The 16,933-nt window shown below is 65.9% G+C and carries 17 protein-coding genes; 16 read left to right on the forward strand and 1 reads right to left on the reverse strand.

The features are described 5' to 3' along the window. Positions 1 to 5: 5 nt before the first annotated feature. Entirely contained in the window at positions 6 to 689 is a 684-nt protein-coding gene (locus FYJ68_RS08870) for a response regulator transcription factor (RefSeq protein WP_154435855.1), read from the reverse strand. A 280-nt stretch (positions 690 to 969) separates the two neighbouring features. Between FYJ68_RS08870 and rpsP the strand changes: the two genes are divergently transcribed. From rpsP to FYJ68_RS08950, 16 genes are all read left to right on the forward strand, one after another. Continuing rightward, positions 970 to 1,290, forward strand: coding sequence for a 30S ribosomal protein S16 (gene rpsP / locus FYJ68_RS08875; RefSeq protein WP_154435857.1), 321 nt, complete (start codon positions 970 to 972; stop codon positions 1,288 to 1,290). Positions 1,291 to 1,307: 17 nt separating this feature from the next. Next, positions 1,308 to 1,604 (forward strand): KH domain-containing protein, encoded by a 297-nt coding sequence (locus FYJ68_RS08880; RefSeq protein WP_154435914.1) that lies wholly within the window; start codon positions 1,308 to 1,310, stop codon positions 1,602 to 1,604. A gap of 34 nt (positions 1,605 to 1,638) precedes the next feature. Next, positions 1,639 to 2,127 carry a ribosome maturation factor RimM gene (locus FYJ68_RS08885; RefSeq protein WP_326832303.1) on the forward strand — a complete coding sequence of 163 codons (489 nt, stop codon included), beginning with the start codon at positions 1,639 to 1,641 and terminating at the stop codon, positions 2,125 to 2,127. Beyond that, a complete protein-coding gene (gene trmD, locus FYJ68_RS08890) occupies positions 2,124 to 2,882 on the forward strand; it encodes a tRNA (guanosine(37)-N1)-methyltransferase TrmD (protein ID WP_154435861.1) in 759 nt (252 codons plus the stop codon). The genes FYJ68_RS08885 and trmD overlap by 4 nt, the downstream gene beginning before the upstream one ends. Continuing rightward, positions 2,869 to 3,435, forward strand: a complete 567-nt coding sequence (lepB, locus tag FYJ68_RS08895; protein ID WP_154435863.1) for a signal peptidase I — start codon at positions 2,869 to 2,871, stop codon at positions 3,433 to 3,435. Before trmD ends, lepB begins: the two co-directional genes overlap by 14 nt. A 34-nt stretch (positions 3,436 to 3,469) precedes the next feature. Beyond that, positions 3,470 to 4,378, forward strand: coding sequence for a glycine--tRNA ligase subunit alpha (locus tag FYJ68_RS08900; RefSeq protein ID WP_154435865.1), 909 nt, complete (start codon positions 3,470 to 3,472; stop codon positions 4,376 to 4,378). After that, a complete protein-coding gene (glyS, locus tag FYJ68_RS08905; protein WP_326832304.1) occupies positions 4,379 to 6,475 on the forward strand; it encodes a glycine--tRNA ligase subunit beta in 2,097 nt (698 codons plus the stop codon). 57 nt (positions 6,476 to 6,532) lie between these two features. Continuing rightward, complete coding sequence (locus tag FYJ68_RS08910) at positions 6,533 to 6,937, forward strand: kinase/pyrophosphorylase (RefSeq protein WP_154435866.1); 405 nt, start codon at positions 6,533 to 6,535, stop codon at positions 6,935 to 6,937. A gap of 218 nt (positions 6,938 to 7,155) precedes the next feature. Then, positions 7,156 to 9,927, forward strand: coding sequence for a pyruvate, phosphate dikinase (gene ppdK, locus FYJ68_RS08915; RefSeq protein ID WP_154435867.1), 2,772 nt, complete (start codon positions 7,156 to 7,158; stop codon positions 9,925 to 9,927). 196 nt (positions 9,928 to 10,123) lie between these two features. Further along, positions 10,124 to 10,465: a 50S ribosomal protein L19 gene (gene rplS / locus FYJ68_RS08920; RefSeq protein ID WP_154435868.1), complete on the forward strand. Its 342-nt coding sequence runs from the start codon at positions 10,124 to 10,126 to the stop codon at positions 10,463 to 10,465. 63 nt (positions 10,466 to 10,528) lie between these two features. Next, positions 10,529 to 11,317 (forward strand): ribonuclease HII, encoded by a 789-nt coding sequence (locus FYJ68_RS08925; RefSeq protein ID WP_154435869.1) that lies wholly within the window; start codon positions 10,529 to 10,531, stop codon positions 11,315 to 11,317. Between the two features lie 170 nt (positions 11,318 to 11,487). Next, a complete protein-coding gene (locus FYJ68_RS08930; RefSeq protein ID WP_195837781.1) occupies positions 11,488 to 12,021 on the forward strand; it encodes a YraN family protein in 534 nt (177 codons plus the stop codon). Then, positions 12,022 to 13,500, forward strand: a complete 1,479-nt coding sequence (locus FYJ68_RS08935) for a YifB family Mg chelatase-like AAA ATPase (RefSeq protein WP_154435871.1) — start codon at positions 12,022 to 12,024, stop codon at positions 13,498 to 13,500. Positions 13,501 to 13,508: 8 nt separating this feature from the next. After that, complete coding sequence (locus tag FYJ68_RS08940; RefSeq protein WP_154435872.1) at positions 13,509 to 14,456, forward strand: DNA-processing protein DprA; 948 nt, start codon at positions 13,509 to 13,511, stop codon at positions 14,454 to 14,456. A 126-nt stretch (positions 14,457 to 14,582) separates the two neighbouring features. After that, complete coding sequence (trmFO, locus tag FYJ68_RS08945; protein WP_154435873.1) at positions 14,583 to 15,920, forward strand: methylenetetrahydrofolate--tRNA-(uracil(54)-C(5))-methyltransferase (FADH(2)-oxidizing) TrmFO; 1,338 nt, start codon at positions 14,583 to 14,585, stop codon at positions 15,918 to 15,920. Beyond that, a complete protein-coding gene (locus FYJ68_RS08950; protein ID WP_326832305.1) occupies positions 15,913 to 16,860 on the forward strand; it encodes a site-specific tyrosine recombinase in 948 nt (315 codons plus the stop codon). The genes trmFO and FYJ68_RS08950 overlap by 8 nt, the downstream gene beginning before the upstream one ends. Positions 16,861 to 16,933 lie beyond the last annotated feature (73 nt).

Consider the following 16,933-nt stretch of genomic DNA (forward strand, 5'->3'; position numbering starts at 1 on the left):
CCCTCCTACTGCTGGGCCTTGAACTCCTCCAGGCGGTACCCGAGCATGCGCAACGTGGTGATCTGCACGTTGGAGTGGATGTGAGCCATCTTCTTCCGCAGGAACGAGACGTACGCCTCGACCGAGTTCTCGGACGCCGCGCTGTCGGTTCCCCACACGCGGGTGAGGAGGTCCTGCTTCGAGACCACGCGGGCGGTGGGGCTCATTAGCATCTTCAGGACCTCGAACTCCTTGCCGGAGAGGTGCACGGTTCGATCGCCGCAGCTCAGGTCGTGGGTGTTGAGGTCGAGCTTGAGGTCGGCAAAGGTGAGCTCGTCGATGACCACGTCACCCTGGCGCCTCGTGAGGGCCCTCACCCTTGCGAGAAGCTCCGGTGCCTCGAAGGGCTTGGTCATGTAGTCGTCAGCGCCGGCGTCAAGGCCTTCGACCTTGTCGTTGGTGGAGGTCCTCGCCGTGAGCACCATGACCGGGATGGAGTTGCCCTCGTGCCTCAGCTCATGAACGACGGAGAGTCCGTCCATGCCCGGCAGCATCACATCGAGAATGACCGCGTCATACATGCCGCTCTGCGCGGCAGTGAGCCCTGCCTTCCCGTCGTAGGCCGCCTCTGCGTTGTATCCGCCGTCCTCGAGGATGTGGACTATGGCGTCGGCGAGGTTTCGCTCGTCCTCTACGACCAAGATGTTCAATGTGACCTCCTAGAAAGGAACCAACCGTGTCCCAAAAGCCAGTACCATTGGCTTTTAGCAACTTTGGCTAGCTTACTTCGCTGGTCTGAAATCCTGCTTAACATTCTTCCCACATGGCCCTTTTTGAGGGCTTATGCTAGAAGCTCTCCACATTTCTGAGTTCCACGTAATTTGTAGCTGGGTGGAATCCCGCGCTGGCGTATGATATATAGGCTTTTGTGTGGTTTAGCGGCGCATCACATCACAGACCACAGCGTCGCTCGTAAGAAGGAGTTCAATTTTGGCAGTCAAGATTCGTCTCGCCCGTCACGGTGCAAAGAAGCGCCCGTACTACCGCGTCGTCGTTGCCGACGGCCGCATGCCCCGCGATGGTCGCTACATCGAGCAGGTCGGTCGCTACAACCCGCTCACCACTCCCAAGACGATCGAGCTCGACCTCGAGAAGATCGACGAGTGGATCTCTAAGGGTGCCCAGCCCAGCACGACCGTCTCGCACCTCATCGACATCGTTCGCACCGGTGCTCCCGCTCCCGAGAAGAAGCAGAAGCTCTCCAAGAAGGCCGCTGCCAAGGCTGCTGCCGCCGCCGAGTCCGCGGAGTAGGTGCCGTGTCCGAGGAAATGGCGGATCAAGCCGATTCCCTCGACCAGGCAACGGGCTCTGATGAGGAGCTTCCCTCCGACAAGGTCGCGGACCTCGTCGAGTACATCGTTTGTGGCCTCGTGAACAACGAGGACGCGGTTTCGCTCGACGTCACCGACAGCGAGGGCTCTGCCCTCATCGAGGTCTCCTGCGACGAGGAGGATGCCGGAAGGATCATCGGCAGGAAGGGCCGCACGATCAAGGCGATTCGGACGCTCGCCCGGGCGCTTGGCTCTCGTGTGGGAACCTCCGTCGAGGTTGAGGTCTTGGGGTAGGCAGTTGCATACACGCTACAGAGCCATAGCTCGAGTGACCAAGGCTCACGGTAGGAGGGGGGAGGTCGTGACGGTTCCCGTTCACGGCCTTCCCCCTCTCCTGCGTGACGGGCTTGAGGTCTACGTCGTCCCTCCTGCGCTGAAGGGGCCGCGCAGCCGCGTTGTCAGGTCTGCCAGGGGAGACGAGGCGGGGATGCTCGCCTCGCTCTCTGGGGTGGACGACCTCGATGCGGCCGAGCGCCTCGTGGGGCGTACCCTGCTCGCCCGGTGGGACGACCTTCCCCATGGGTTCGAGCTCCACGACCCCGACGCCCTGGTCGGCAAGGCGGTCAAGGACTCCCGGTTGGGTGACCTGGGCTCCATCACCGAGGTCATGAGGGGTCCCGCCAACGACGTGTGGGTCGTGGACGGCCCCCAGGGTGAGGTGCTGCTGCCCGTCATCGACGAGGTGGTGTCCTCTGTCCCCGCCGCGGGGCCCATCCAGGTCAGCGTTCCAGAGGGACTGATTGGGGGCGGACGATGAGGTTCGAGACCCTTTCCGTGTTTCCCGAGGTGTTCGCACCCTACCTCGACGCCTCCATAATGGGTCGCGCACAGAGGCAGGGGATTCTGGAGTTCGAGGCATACGACCTTCGCGACTGGACGCATGATCGGCACCGCACCGTCGACGATGCGCCCTTCGGCGGGGGGCAGGGCATGCTCATGAAGCCCGGCCCCATCTTCGAGGCCGTTCGGGACATCTCGGGGCGTGGGGGCGGGCGCCCGCACGTCGTGTTCTTCTCACCCTGCGGGACCCGCTACGACGAGGGGGTTGCCGAGCGTCTCTCCCACCTTGACCGCGTGCTACTGGTGTGCGGCAGATACGAGGGGATGGACGAGCGGGCGTACACGCTCGCGGACGAGACCCTCTCGCTGGGTGACTACGTCCTCACGGGTGGGGAGCTTGCCGCGCTTGTGGTGATTGACTCGGTCGTGAGGCTCCTTCCCGGTGCCCTCGGGGACGACATGAGCGCGAGGGACGAGTCGTTCTCGGACGGGTTGCTGGAGTACGCCCAGTACACGCGTCCCGCGGACTATGATGGTCTGCGCGTTCCCGAGGTCCTCCTGTCGGGGGACCACGAGCGGGTGCGAGAGTGGAGGCGCCAGAGCGCCATACGCAGGACGGCGGCCTGGCGGCCCGACCTTCTTGAAGGTGCGGGTCTCACGCCGCAGGAGTGGGAGCTGGCGCGCAGCGTTATCGAGGAGCGAAGGGGGGGTGTGGACCATGGCGAGGAGTGAGGGCAAGGGGCATCGCATTCCCGGCTGGCTCGAGCTCGTCCTCTGCATCGTCGCAGGGCTTCTCGTGGCCCTCGTCATCCGCAGGTACGTCGCCGAGGTGTACATCGTCCCCTCCGGCTCGATGCTCGAGACCATCCAGGAGGGTGACCGCCTCATCGGCGAGAAGGTCAGCATCAAGACCTCGTCGGTCTCCGCGGGCGAGATCGTGACCTTCACGGACCCCGACGACCCCTCCACGACGCTTGTCAAGAGGGTCGTCGCCACGGGAGGCCAGACGGTCAACCTGGTCGACGGAAAGGTCTACGTGGATGGCAAGGCCCTGGACGAGTCCTACACCCTGGGAAAGCCCTCGTATCCCTTGGACCAGCACTCCCCAAGCCTGCAGGAGGCCATCTCCTATCCCTACGTGGTCCCCGAGGGTTACGTCTGGGTCATGGGGGACAACAGGACCAACTCGCTCGACTCGCGCTACTTTGGCGCCGTGAGCGAGGACAGCATCACGTCGCACGTGGTCTGCGTCGCCTGGCCGCCAAGCGACATCGGCGCTCTCTGAGGCGCATAACAACAACGATGGGAGAAGTTTCACGATGAGCAGCGATAAAGCGCTGACGTTCCAGGACCTGATCCTGGCGCTGGAACACTACTGGGCGGGGCAGGGCTGCACCGTCATGCAGCCATACGACAGCGAGGTGGGTGCCGGCACCTTCCACACGGCCACCACGCTGCGCTCGCTCGGTCCAGACGCCTGGCGCACCTGCTACCCGCAGCCGTGCCGACGCCCCGCGGACGGGCGCTACGGAGAGAACCCCAACCGCATGCAGCACTACTACCAGTTCCAGGTGCTCCTCAAGCCCTCGCCCAAGGACTCCCAGGACCTCTACCTGGGGTCCCTCAAGGCAATCGGCCTCGACCCAGCCCTCCACGACGTGCGCTTCGTCGAGGACGACTGGGAGAGCCCGACTTTGGGCGCCTGGGGCCTCGGCTGGGAGGTGTGGCTCAACGGCATGGAGGTCACGCAGTTCACCTACTTCCAGCAGGTGGGCGGCATCGAGGTCGACCCCGTCCCCGTCGAGATTACCTATGGCCTCGAGCGCATCGCCATGTATGCCCAAGGTGTGGACTCGGTGTACGACCTGGTGTGGAGCTATCTTCCCGACGGCACGCCAATGACCTATGGCGACGTGTTCCTCGAGAACGAGCGTGAGTTCTCCGCCTACAACTTCGAGGTCGCCAACGTCCAGATGATGCGGCAGAAGTTCGACGACTACGAGGCCGAGTGCCACTCCTGCCTCGACGCCGGGCTCCCGCTACCCGCCTACGACTGCGTCATGAAGTGCAGCCACTCGTTCAACCTCCTCGACTCCCGCGGTGCCCTCTCGGCGGTCGAGCGCGCCAACTACATCCTTCGCGTGAGGACGATCGCAAAGGCCTGTTGCGAGGCGTACCTCGCCAAGGTCGCGGAGAAGGGCAGCCAGCAGAAGGGGGAGGTGGCCTAGGTGGCCGACAGCAAGGACTTCCTACTCGAGATCGGTACCGAGGAGATGCCCTCGGCACCCCTCAACAACGCGGTCAAGCAGATCGGCTCCCTCGTCGAGAAGGGCCTTGACGAGGCGGGGCTCGCGCACGGCGGCGTCCGCGTTGTCTCGTCCCCCAGGAGGCTCGCCGTTCTCGTCTCGTCCGTGGCCACCGCCACCGACGAGGTCCACGAGGTCAAGCGCGGGCCTGCCGCGAAGATCGCCTTTGACGAGGAGGGCAATCCCACCAAGGCTGCCGCCGGCTTCGCCCGCAAGTTCGGCATCCAGGCCTCAGAGCTCGTCCGCCGCGTAGACGCGGACGGCAGGGAGTACGTGTTTGCCGAGAAGAGCATCCCCTCGCTGCCGGCGGTCCCCATCCTGACCAGGCTCTCGGAGGAGACCATCGCTGGCCTCCAGTGGCCCAACTACCGCAGCCAGCGGTGGGGGAGCGAGCATGCGACCTTCGTGCGACCCATCCGCTGGATCTGCGCCCTGCTCGGACAGGACGTCGTGCCCGTGACCTACGCCGACGTCACCAGCGGTAACGTCACGCGCGGCCATCGCGTCCTCGGTCCGGGCGAGCACGTGGTGAGCGAGCCCTCTGCCTACGAGGCCGTGCTTGGGTCCTGCGGGGTCCTCTCCGCCGAGAGGCGCCGCCAGGTCATCCTCGACGGCGTCCGCAAGGTCGAGGAGGAGCGCGGCGGTGCGCGCGTCGACATGCCCAAGAAGGTCTTCGACGAGGTCGTCAACCTCTGCGAGTGGCCCACCGTCCTGGTAGGTACCTTCGACGAGGAGTTCCTCGCCGTCCCGCACGAGATCATCTGCGAGTCGATGCTCTCCAACCAGCGCTACTTCCCCATCTACGACTCCGAGGGCAACCTCACGCGCGAGTTCGTCGTGGTCTCCAACGCCGACCCCGCCTGCTCCGAGCGCGTGGTTGACGGCAACGAGCGCGTCGTGCGCGCCCGCCTCTACGACGCCAAGTTCTTCTACGACGAGGACCTCAGGCATCCGCTGGAGTACTACGTGCCCAAGCTCTCGTCCGTCGTGTTCCAGGAGAAGCTCGGCACCGTGCTCCAGAAGACCGAGCGCATGGAGGCCATCGCGCCTGCCGTCGCGACGGGTGCCGGCGAGGGCGAGGACATCGCCCGTCTCGCCGGGCGCGCCGCGCACCTCGCAAAGGCCGACCTCGTGACGCAGGCCGTCGTCGAGTTCACCAGCCAGCAGGGTGTGATGGGTGGCTACTACGCAAAGGCCTCGGGCGAGGACGACCGCGTGGCAGATGCCATCAGGGACCACTACCGTCCCCGCTTCTCCGGTGACGAGCTCCCACAGGGCATCGTTGGCAAGTGCGTCGCCGTCGCGGACAAGCTCGACACCGTCTGCGGCATGTTCGCAATCGACGAGCCGCCCACAGGCTCCTCCGACCCCTTCGCCGTACGCCGCTCGGCCCTGGGCGTCATCGCCATCCTCCGCACGCTGCCACAGGTCTCACTTCCCGCGCTGATCGAGCGCTCCCTCAAGGCGTATGCCGACCAGGGCCTCGAGTTCGATACGGAGAAGGTCGCCTCCGACGTCGCGTCCTTCTTTGCGAGCAGGCTCTCCGCCATCGCCCGTGACGAGGGCATCTCTCCCGACACCATTGATGCGGTCTCGGGTGTGGGCGTCATCGACCCAGACGAGTTCCTGCAGAGGGCGCATGCGCTCGAGGACGCGCGCTCCGAGGCCCCGGAGCTCTTCGACGACCTCGCCACTGCCTACTCCCGCGCCGCGCACCTCGCCGACCCGAGCCTGGGGAGCGAGGCGGACGAGGCGAGCATGGGCGAGGCGGAGCTTGCGCTGCTCGAGGCATGCAGGCAGGGTGAGGCCAATGTGGAGAAAGCGTTGGCAAACCGTGACTATCCTGCCGTCTGCCGCGCCCTCGCCGAGCTGAGGGAGCCCATTGACCGTTTCTTTGATGACGTACTCGTCATGGATGAGGACACTAGGGTAAGGGAGAACCGCCTCAGGCTCCTCAACCGCTTCGCCGGCGTGTTCTCGGGCGTCGCCAACATCGGGGCGCTCTCCAAGAAGAAGTAGGGTCGGCGCCGCCCTTCCCCTCGGGGGCGGCGCACTTTAGAGTTGGGAGGAACGCACATGCCAGAAGATTCCCTTGACGATGACGTCATGGATAACGTTACGCCGGTAGTCTTCGTTCTGTCCGACGCCCGCGGCAAGACCGCGGCTGGCGTTGTGGAGGCTGCTGCCGATCAGTTTGGCGAGGATGCCGTGATCATCAAGCAGCTCGGCAACGTCCGCTCGGTCGACATGGTCAAGGACTACCTCGACCGCAATCTCGATCCCGGGGTGCCCGTCGCCGTGTTCCACACGCTGGTCGATCGCAACCTCAGGCGTGACATCCGTCGCGAGCTGGACAAGAGGGGCATCCCCTCGATCGACCTCCTCGGACCCGCGATCACGGTCCTCTCCACGCTCACTGACCAGGAGCCGATCTACCAGCCCGGACACCGCACCGACACGGAGGTTCAGGAAGTCCAGTAGCAATCAGGCCCATGGTACCCCTAGGCCGTCCCAAAGGTGGACACGGTCCTCTCACGGGCGGATAACCGCCGTTGAATGGACCGACAAACGCATAAACGGGATGCTGGATACAATAAATCCCGATATTGAAAATGTCTGCGTCGACAGGTTCGATGTCAGGCATTTTCTGTATGGAACGGTTCGGCAGTTCCGGGCCAGCGTCTACCAGAAGGAGTGCTATGGCTGAGAAGCATGTGTATCGCTTCGGGAAGGACGAGAACGGCGACAACGTGACCGAGGTCGCCGGCAAGACCGTCGACGAGGCGAAGTGGATCACGGGCGGCAAGGGCGCCAACCTTGCCGAGATGGCCAACATCGGCCTGCCCGTCCCTCCCGGTTTCACCATCACCTGCCAGACCTGCGTCGCGTATTCGGGCGCCGGCAACGTGTGGCCTGATGGCGTCCTCGACGAAATCGACGTCTACCGCAAGGACCTCGAGAAGCGCATGGGCAAGAAGATCGGCGATGCCGACGACCCCCTGCTCGTCTCCGTCCGCTCCGGCGCGCCCTTCTCGATGCCTGGCATGATGGACACCGTCCTCAACCTGGGCCTCAACGACAAGTCGGTCGAGGGCCTCGCGAAGCAGACCAACAACCCCCGCTTTGCGTGGGACTCCTACCGCCGCTTCGTCCAGATGTTCTCCAACGTCGTCATGGGCGTTGACGGACAGCTCTTCGAGGACGCCATCAACGAGAAGAAGGCGGAGCGCGGGGTCAAGCTCGACACCGAGCTCGATGCCGACGACCTCAAGGACCTCACCGAGACGTTCAAGGGGATCTTCGCCGTCAACGTCGACTCCACGGCGCACCCCGAGGTCGCGCCAGAGGGCGTCGCGTCGTTCCCGCAGGACCCCTATCTGCAGCTCCGTCTCGCCGAGCAGGCGGTCTTCGGCTCCTGGAACACCGAGCGCGCCATCCTGTACCGCAAGCAGAACAAGATTGACGACACCCTTGGTACCGCCGTCAACGTCCAGGTGATGGTCTTCGGCAACAAGGGCAACACCTCCGCCACCGGCGTCGCGTTCACGCGCAACCCGGCCGACGGCACCAACGAGCGCTACGGTGACTTCCTGGTCAACGCCCAGGGCGAGGACGTCGTGGCAGGCATCCGCAACACCGAGCCCATCTCCGACCTGGTGAAGATTCCCGGCCTCGAGGAGGCAGGCAAGGAGCTCTACCACGTCTTCGAGATCCTCGAGGATCACTACGCCGACATGATGGACCTTGAGTTCACCATCGAGAACGGCAAGCTCTGGATGCTCCAGACGCGCGTGGGCAAGCGCACCGCGCTCTCCGCTCTCCGCGTCGCCATGCAGATGGTCGAGGAGGGCCGCATCACGCGCGAGCAGGCAATCATGCGCGTCGCCCCCTCGCAGCTCGACCAGCTCCTGCACCCGCAGTTTGACCCCAAGGCCAAGGTCAAGGTCGTCGCCAAGGGCATGAACGCCAGCCCTGGTGCAGCCGTGGGCGCCGTCGTGTTCTCCTCTGACGCCGCGGTCCACTACCACAACATCGAGAAGCCCTGCATCCTCGTGCGTTGGGAGACCACGCCCGACGACCTCAAGGGCATGGTCGCTGCCGAGGGCATCCTCACCTCTCACGGTGGCAAGACCTCGCACGCGGCCGTCATCGCCCGTGGTATGGGTGCGCCCTGCGTCTGCGGTGCCGAGGCATTGAAGATTGACGCCAAGGCCAAGGAATGCACCATCACCGGGACCGACATCGTCCTGCACGAGGGCGACGTGATCTCCATCAACGGCACCACCGGCGACGTCATCCTGGGCGAGGTGCCCCTGGTCAGGCCCGAGCTCACCGGCGACCTCGAGACCATCCTCGAGTGGGCCGACGAGGTCCGTCACGACGCCTCCCGCGGCCGTCTGTTCGGCGTTCGCGCAAACGCTGACAACCCCGCCGACGCCAAGCTGTCCCGCGACTTCGGCGCCGAGGGCATCGGTCTCGACCGCACCGAGCACATGTTCCTGGGCGACCGCAAGCAGATCATCCAGACCTTCATCCTCGCCGACCGTACTGGCGACAAGCAGGCTGCGCTCGGCCAGCTGCTCAAGGCCCAGACCGACGACTTCCTGGGCATGTTCGAGGCCATGGACGGCAAGACCGTTATCGTCCGACTGCTCGACCCGCCCCTGCACGAGTTCCTGGACAACCCGCGCGAATACGCCGTCGAGCTCGCGCACGCCGAGGATCGTGGCGAGAACGAGACCCAGCTCAAGGCACGTCGCGACATGCTCGCACGCCTGGACTCCTTCCAGGAGGCCAACCCCATGCTCGGACTGCGCGGCTGCCGTCTTGGCATCGTGTACCCCGAGCTTACCGAGATGCAGGTTCGCGCCATCGCCGGCGCCGCGGCGCACCTCAAGAAGCGTGGCCTCGATCCCAGGCCCGAGATTATGGTCCCGCTGGTCGGCACCTATCAGGAGCTGCAGGTCGAGCGCGAGCAGATCGAGGCAGTCATCGCTTCCGTCTCCGAGCAGACCGGCGTTGACCTCCAGATTCCCATCGGCTGCATGATCGAGATCCCGCGTGCCGCCGTCACCGCCGACGAGATCGGCAAGTATGCCGACTTCTTCAGCTTTGGCACCAACGACCTCACGCAGATGGGCTTTGGGTACTCGCGCGACGACGTCGAGGGTGCGTTCGTTCCCCTGTACCTCAAGAAGAAGATCCTCAAGTCCAACCCGTTCGAGACTCTCGACTACGGTATCGCCAAGCTCGTGAAGATGGGCGTCGAGGGTGGTCACAAGGCCAACGACAAGATCGTCTGCGGCGTCTGCGGCGAGACCGGCGGCGACCCGGACTCCATCCAGATGTACTACGACCTCGGGCTTGACTACGTCTCGTGCTCCCCGTACCGCGTGCCCATCGCACGCCTCGCGGGCGCACAGGCAAAGATCAGCTCCAATGGTGGCCCGCACACACTTCCCACCAAGTAGGGGTTAAAGCTGCGATAATTCGCCAGGGGGGCGTCACCGGAACGTCGGTGGCGCCCCTTCTGTGTGGGTTTGAAAGATTGGGGAGACGTTCCCCTCCAACGTTTGCGCTCATCGACATGGGGGGCTATTATTCTCTCTTGTGTGTAAACCTATGTGCCGCTCGGTTCTCGACGGCACCTCTAGAGACGAGGAAACCATGGACTACATCCGCGCAATCGAGCGTCAGCAGATCCGCGAGGACATCCCTCAGGTTCGCGTTGGCGACAACGTCAAGGTGCACTACCGCATCAAGGAGGGCGACCGCGAGCGTGAGCAGGTCTTCCAGGGCGACGTCATCCGCATGAGCGGCGGCAGCTCCCGCGAGACCTTCACCGTTCGCAAGATCAGCTTTGGCGTGGGCGTCGAGCGCACCTTCCCCCTCCACAGCCCCAAGATCGCCAAGCTCGAGGTCGTTCGCCATGGTGCTGTTCGCCGCGCCAAGCTGTACTACCTCCGCGACCGTGTGGGCAAGGCCGCTCGCATTCCCGAGAAGCGCTAAGTCCAATTTTGCAGCAGAGAGGAGCCGTCCCATGCGGGGCGGCTCTTTTTGTGAGGAGGCATCATGTCCGAGGGCCCGCGGGGAGCGACTGCACGCGAGATCGTCGCAATCATCAACGACGCCCCCATCGAGGAGGTGGACGACCTCGTCGGGCGGTATGGTGACGACCCGCGCAAGCAGGTAAGGGCCGCCGTTGCCCGCGCCGTTCGTCGAAGCGAGGCGGAGCGTGCGGAGCGGGAACGCGTCAGGGCCATGTACCAGCTCCAGGCGCAGATGGGCGGGACCGGCCTTGTGATGGGCGTCGACGAGGTGGGGCGGGGCGCCATAGCTGGGCCGCTCACCGTGGGTGCCGTGATTCTCCCCCCGGAGCCCATCGTCTGGGGGCTCAACGACTCAAAGCAGCTCACGCCGGCTCGCAGGGAGGTCCTTGCGGCACGTATAGCCGAGGTCGCCACCGCCATCGGCATCGCACACGTTGAGCCCGCCTCCATCGACGCCGTTGGCATGGCATCGGCCCTCAGGTTTGCCATGGCCAAGGCCATCGAGGACGCAGGCGTGGAGCCCGACTGCGTCCTCATCGACGGAAACCCCGTCCACGTCCATCCAAAGGAGAAGACCTTGGTTAAGGGTGACGCTCGCATCGCCGCGATCGCTGCGGCCTCCATTGTCGCCAAGGTCACGAGGGACTCCATCATGGTGGCCTACGACGAGGAGTATCCGGGCTACCACCTCGCTGAATGCAAGGGATATGGCTCCGCCGCCCATATCGCCGCGATACGCGAGCGCGGACTCACGCCCATCCACCGTGTCTCTTTCTGTGGCAACTTCCTGGAGACGCCCCCTCTCTTCTAGGTTTCGCAACGCTCCCCACAACGATTTGGCGGTCAGAGCCTTGCAGTACGGACCCCCATGTTCGATGGGTCCCGAATTCCTTGCAACCTCTGCGCCTTGCGGGGGAAAGTCCCGTGCGTCCATCTCGTGCGAAGATCGCGCCACTGTCGTACGAAGCGAGGGAGGATGCGATGTCAGACTGGGAAGGGTGCCCCTTTGACGACCACCAGGGAGAGTTCGCGGAAACCACGAAAGATTCGCGCGAATGCGTCGGGGAGCAGGCGGGGTCAGGCACGCGCGTGGTTGCGGACGGATGCCCGTGTGCACGGCGCGGGGACCACGGCGCCCGGGACCTCTCTCCCAGGGAACTGGGGATGCGAGGGGAGGAGCTTGCCTCCTCATACCTGGAGAGCCGGGGGCTCGAGATCGTGGAGAGGAACTTCCGCTGCCGCTCTGGCGAGGCGGACATCGTCGCATGGGAGGACGGGGAGTACGTCCTGGTCGAGGTCAAGACCAGGCTTGCCATCGGACGGGAACGCGAGAGCCTTCCCGAGCTTGCCGTGGACTCCGACAAACGGGAGCGCTACCGCAGGATTGCCCTCGAGTACATGATGCTCCATCCCGAGGTCTCGTTCGTGCGCTTTGACGTCATTGCCATCAACGTGGTGGGCGAGAGGCAGGCGAGCCTTCGCCACCTCGTGGGTGCATTCTCATGGGACGAGTAGATGGGCGGCTCGGTCTGCGTCACCGGCGCCTGCGTCAGGGGAGCCGAGGCCCTGCCCGTATCGGTGGAGGTCGCATGCTCCTCTGGCATCCCGGGGATCTCGCTGGTGGGAATGCCGGACTCCGCAGTTGCGGAGGCGCCCGCGCGGGTTCGTTGCGCCATCTCCGCCTGTGGGTTCAAGGTCCCAAGGCTCCACCTCGTCGTCAACCTTGCCCCCGGCGAACTGCGCAAGACCGGAACGGGGCTTGACCTTCCCATCGCGGTCGCGATCCTTGCGGCCACGGGTCAGATTCCGACGGAGGGGCTTTCCGAGTGCCTCTTCGTGGGCGAGCTCTCCCTGGAGGGCGAGGTGCAACCCGTTCGCGGTGCGGTCGCCTACCAGAGGCTTGCGGGAACGCTTGGGCTCAGGCTTGCCTGCTCCCGCGATTGTCGCCTCGTGCCCGATTGGGGCGAGGTGGGGGTCATGTGCCGCTTGGCGGAGCTCAGGCAGGGCACGCGTTCGCTTTCGACCCCTCCACCCCGCCCTCTGGCCGACGGGGATGTGGAGGGGGGTGGCGCGCTCGACTTCTCGCAGGTGCACGGACAGGAGGAGGCAAAACGGGCCATCACCATCGCCGCGGCGGGGTCCCATGGCCTCCTGATGGTCGGCCCGCCCGGCGCCGGCAAGACCATGCTCGCCAGGAGGGTTCCGGGCATCCTCCCTCCCCTCACCGAGGACGAGAGGGAGGAGGTCCTGCTCATGGCCTCCGTTGCTGGTCAGCCAACGGAGTTTGCGCTTCGGGGCGAGAGACCCTTCCGCTCTCCCCACCACTCCGTCTCGATGGCTGGCCTGGTGGGCGGGGGAAGGCCCGTCATCCCGGGGGAGATATCGCTCGCCGACCACGGGGTTCTGTTCCTCGATGAACTCCCCGAGTTCGCTGGCAACGTACTCCAGGCCCTGCGGCAGCCCATGGAGGAGGGGCAGGTGCGCCTGGTCAGGGCTGACGGAACGTACGCATTCCCCTGCAGGTTCCTGCTCATAGCTGCGGCGAACCCGTGCCCCTGCGGCCACTACGGGGACCCCGGCAGGAGGTGCACCTGCCCGCCGGGGCGCGTCGAGCGCTATCGGTCGCGCATTGGCGGTCCTCTCATGGACCGCATCGACATCCACCTGGGCGTGAGGCGTCCGGAGTCGGGAGAGGTGCTGGGCGGGGACCACGGGGCCACGACGGCGCAGATGAGGGACCAGGTGGCACGGGCGCGCGAGTTCTCCTCGTGGCGGGAGCGCCGGAGCGACGACTCGGGGGGCCTCTCCCAAAGGCTTGGGCTGGAAGAGAGGGCAACCGCCTGCCTGGAAGGGCTGGGCAGGAGGAACTGCCTGGGAGGGCGCTCCATCGTCAAGGTCGCACTGGTCGCGAGGACCATAGCGGACCTGCAGGAGCACGAGACGGTCTCGAGGGACGACGTCACCGAGGCGTCCCTGTATCGAGGACTGCAATAGGAGGGAGAATGGAAGAGAGGGTCATCCTGAGGCGTGGCGAAACGGGCTATCCACCCAGTCTCCTCGACCTCCCCGACCCGCCAGAGCGCCTCTACGTAAGGGGAGACCCCGATGCGCTCCTTCGGGAGAGCGTCTCGGTCATCGGGGCTCGCAAGGCGACGCCCTACGGCATCGCCGCCTCTCGGCTTGCGGGAAGGGTCGCCGCCGAGTGCGACCTCACGCTCGTCTCGGGCGGTGCCATGGGCTGTGACTCGGCCGCCGCGCGGGGTGCGCTCGACGCCGGGGGAATGACGGTCGTGGTGTCGGGGTGCGGGGCCAACCGGGTGTACCCGCGGTCATCCGAGGACGTGTTCGAGCGTGCCGTGGCACAGGGCGGTGCCGTGGTCTCGCTGGAGGGCTGGGACAACCCTCCCAGGAGGTACTCGTTCCCCAAGAGGAACCCGGTCATCGCCGCGCTCTCTAGGGCCGTCTTCATCGCCGAGGCAGGGGAGAGGTCTGGGACCCTGGGGACGGCGCTCGCCGCGGAGCAGTTGGGGAGGGACCTCTACGTGGTGCCGGGCAGCATCTTCTCGCCCACCTCCCAGGGGGCGAACCAGCTCATCGCGGACGGGGCGTACGTCATCACCTCGGAGCGCGACCTGGAGGCAAGGATCTCGCTCGACTACGACCTGGTGCGTGCATCCGCGTCGGACGGGTGCGGAAGGCCCGGGGGCAGGGTTCTGAGCGCGCTCATTGGCGAGCCGATGCGAGCGGACGACCTCGCGCGCCACCTGGACGCCCCCGTCCTCGACGTCATCCGATGCCTCTCCGACTACCAGGCGCGCGGGGTGGTGGAGCGCATGCCCGACGGGAGGTTCAGCCTCAGCGCCCATGCATACCTGGCAAGGGGCAGGACGCATTCCCGAGGAAGCCAGGGCAGGCTTGACCTTGGGGAGGAGGGGGACGCGGGGACCTAGCGTGGGTTTGCTCTCCTTGCCACCTCACGGGTCGCCGTCGCCCCTCTCGGGTAGAATCCGTACCACGAGAGGGCCCGGTGCCTCGCTGGCCGCCGGTCGCCAGTGGATTCTTGGAGAGGAGCTACCTTGTTGGAGCAGGTAACGGTCATCGGCGGGGGACTCGCCGGGAGCGAGTGCGCACTCCAGCTTGCCGTGAGGGGGGTGCCCGTGAGACTCTGCGAGCGGAGGCCAACGGTCGCCTCGCCCGCCCACCACACCGATCGGCTTGCGGAGCTCGTGTGCTCCAACTCCCTCAAGGCAACCCGGCACGACAGCGCCGCCGGCCTCCTCAAGGAGGAGCTCGCTGCAATGGGCTCCAGGCTCCTCTCCCTTGCCAAGGAGTCGTCCGTGCCCGCCGGAGGGGCGCTCGCGGTCGACAGGGACGCATTCTCCCTTGCCGTCACCCGGGAGGTCGAGGACAACCCGCTCATCGAGGTCGTGCGCGAGGAGGTCGACCAGATACCCGACGGGTGGGGCGTGATCGCCGCGGGGCCGCTCTGCTCTGACGGGCTGTTCGATGCCCTCACGCGCAGGCTCGGGTCCGAGCACCTGGCGTTCTTCGATGCCGCCGCGCCCATCGTGGACGCCCAGAGCCTGGACCGGGACGTCATCTTTGAGCAGTCTCGCTATGGCGAGGAGGGTGGGGGAGACTACCTCAACTGCCCCATGAACCGCGAGGAGTACGACCGGTTCTACGATGCGCTGGTGTCCGCAAAGCGCGTCGTCTCCAAGGAGTTTGAGCAGGCGGACCTCTTCCAGGCGTGCCAGCCCGTCGAGGAGGTCGCACGCACCAACCGCGACACGCTCAGGCACGGGGCACTCAAGCCCGTTGGCCTCACCGACCCCAGGACGGGGCGCTGGCCGTGGGCGGCAGTCCAGCTCAGGGCAGAGAACGCCGAAAGGACCGCGTACAACCTCGTGGGCTTCCAGACCAACCTCACCTGGGGGGAGCAGAAGAGGGTGTTCCGCATGATCCCGGGTCTGGAGGAGGCCGAGTTCTTTAGGTACGGGGTCATGCACCGCAACTCGTTCGTGGACTCCCCGCGGGTCCTCGACCGCACCTTCGCCATCCCCGGGACGCGCTGCAGGCTGGCTGGGCAGATCACGGGGACGGAGGGCTACACCGAGGCGATCGCCTCGGGGCTGCTCGCCGCGCTCAACACGTACGCGCAGATGACGGGGCTCCCGCCGGTTGATCTTCCGCGCACCGGCGCGCTGGGGTCGCTCGTCTCTTACGCCACCGATCCCGCCACCGAACCCTACCAGCCCATGCACGTCAACTTTGGGCTGGTGCCTCCCCTTGGTGGTGGGCGGAGAAAGAAGCGGGAGCGCTATCTGGCGTACGCCGATCGCGCAACGGAGGACCTCGCATGCTACCTGGCGACGAGGCCGGACCTCTTCCCCGGCGGCGCCAACCGTGGCTGACGCCCCCGCCACACCCGATCGCACCGCCGACCAGGCAGAGCTCAGGAGGCAGGTCCCCCGATTCCTCCGCTCGCTCCAGGTGGAGAGGAACCTCTCTCCGCAGACCGTCAGGGCCTATGGGTCCGACCTCGCCGCCTACTGTGACTGGGCGGAGCGAGAGGGCGTGGACCCCCTGCTCGTTTCACACCGTCAGCTGAGGGGATACCTTGCCGAGCTCGTCTCCGCAGGATACGCCCCCCGCACGGTGAGCAGGCACCTCTCGTCGCTCAGGACGCTCTATCGTTGGCTGTTGCGCGAGGGGGTCGTGTCGGTTGACGGGGCCGCCGCCGTCTCGAGCCCCAAGGCGGGCAGGCCGCTCCCGCGCGTCATGAGCGATGCGGAGGCGTCCAGGCTCCTCTCCACGTGTGACATGGATGACGCGTGCGGCCTCAGGGACCGCGCGTTCCTCGAGCTGCTCTATGCGACGGGGGCCAGGGTCTCGGAGGCCTCTGGCCTCGACGTGGGTGACGTTGACCTTGCCCAGGGACAGGTCAGGCTCTTTGGCAAGGGCTCCAAGGAGAGGATCGTCCCCATATACCGGGAGTGCTGCCGCATCGTCAGGCGCTACCTTGAGGAGTCCCGACCCGTTCTCGCTGTCAGGCGAAAGGGTGGCGAGCCCACGCGTGGGCTGTTCCTCTCCACCAGGGGCAGGCGCATGTCGGCCGACGCGCTGCGGACGTGCTTCGAGCGCCATGTGGCACAGGCGGGGCTGGACCCAACGCTCACGCCACACGCCATGAGGCACACCTTCGCCACCGAGCTGTTGGCCGGAGGGGCCGACCTCAGGAGCGTGCAGGAGCTCCTGGGCCACGCGAGCATCGCCACCACGCAGGTGTACACGCACCTCTCGGCGCAGAGGCTGCGCGAGGAGGCGCGGCAGGCCCATCCCAGGGCCGAGTGAGCTCGACGGGCCTCTGCCTGTGGTGCGACGCATTCCCCGGCGGCAACTTGTGGAGCGCCCATGTGCGGGAGAG

This window comes from Olsenella porci (genome assembly GCF_009695875.1).
Lineage (GTDB): Bacteria > Actinomycetota > Coriobacteriia > Coriobacteriales > Atopobiaceae > Olsenella_H > Olsenella_H porci.

Excerpts from the sequence above, each read along its gene's own strand:
- FYJ68_RS08880 (WP_154435914.1), top strand. The coding sequence starts at position 1,308 with ATGGCGGATCAAGCCGATTCCCTCGACCAGGCAACGGGCTCTGATGAG.
- trmD (WP_154435861.1), top strand. The coding sequence starts at position 2,124 with ATGAGGTTCGAGACCCTTTCCGTGTTTCCCGAGGTGTTCGCACCCTAC.
- lepB (WP_154435863.1), top strand. The coding sequence starts at position 2,869 with ATGGCGAGGAGTGAGGGCAAGGGGCATCGCATTCCCGGCTGGCTCGAG.
- FYJ68_RS08900 (WP_154435865.1), top strand. The coding sequence starts at position 3,470 with ATGAGCAGCGATAAAGCGCTGACGTTCCAGGACCTGATCCTGGCGCTG.
- FYJ68_RS08910 (WP_154435866.1), top strand. The coding sequence starts at position 6,533 with ATGCCAGAAGATTCCCTTGACGATGACGTCATGGATAACGTTACGCCG.
- ppdK (WP_154435867.1), top strand. The coding sequence starts at position 7,156 with ATGGCTGAGAAGCATGTGTATCGCTTCGGGAAGGACGAGAACGGCGAC.
- rplS (WP_154435868.1), top strand. The coding sequence starts at position 10,124 with ATGGACTACATCCGCGCAATCGAGCGTCAGCAGATCCGCGAGGACATC.
- FYJ68_RS08925 (WP_154435869.1), top strand. The coding sequence starts at position 10,529 with ATGTCCGAGGGCCCGCGGGGAGCGACTGCACGCGAGATCGTCGCAATC.
- FYJ68_RS08930 (WP_195837781.1), top strand. The coding sequence starts at position 11,488 with ATGTCAGACTGGGAAGGGTGCCCCTTTGACGACCACCAGGGAGAGTTC.
- FYJ68_RS08935 (WP_154435871.1), top strand. The coding sequence starts at position 12,022 with ATGGGCGGCTCGGTCTGCGTCACCGGCGCCTGCGTCAGGGGAGCCGAG.
- FYJ68_RS08940 (WP_154435872.1), top strand. The coding sequence starts at position 13,509 with ATGGAAGAGAGGGTCATCCTGAGGCGTGGCGAAACGGGCTATCCACCC.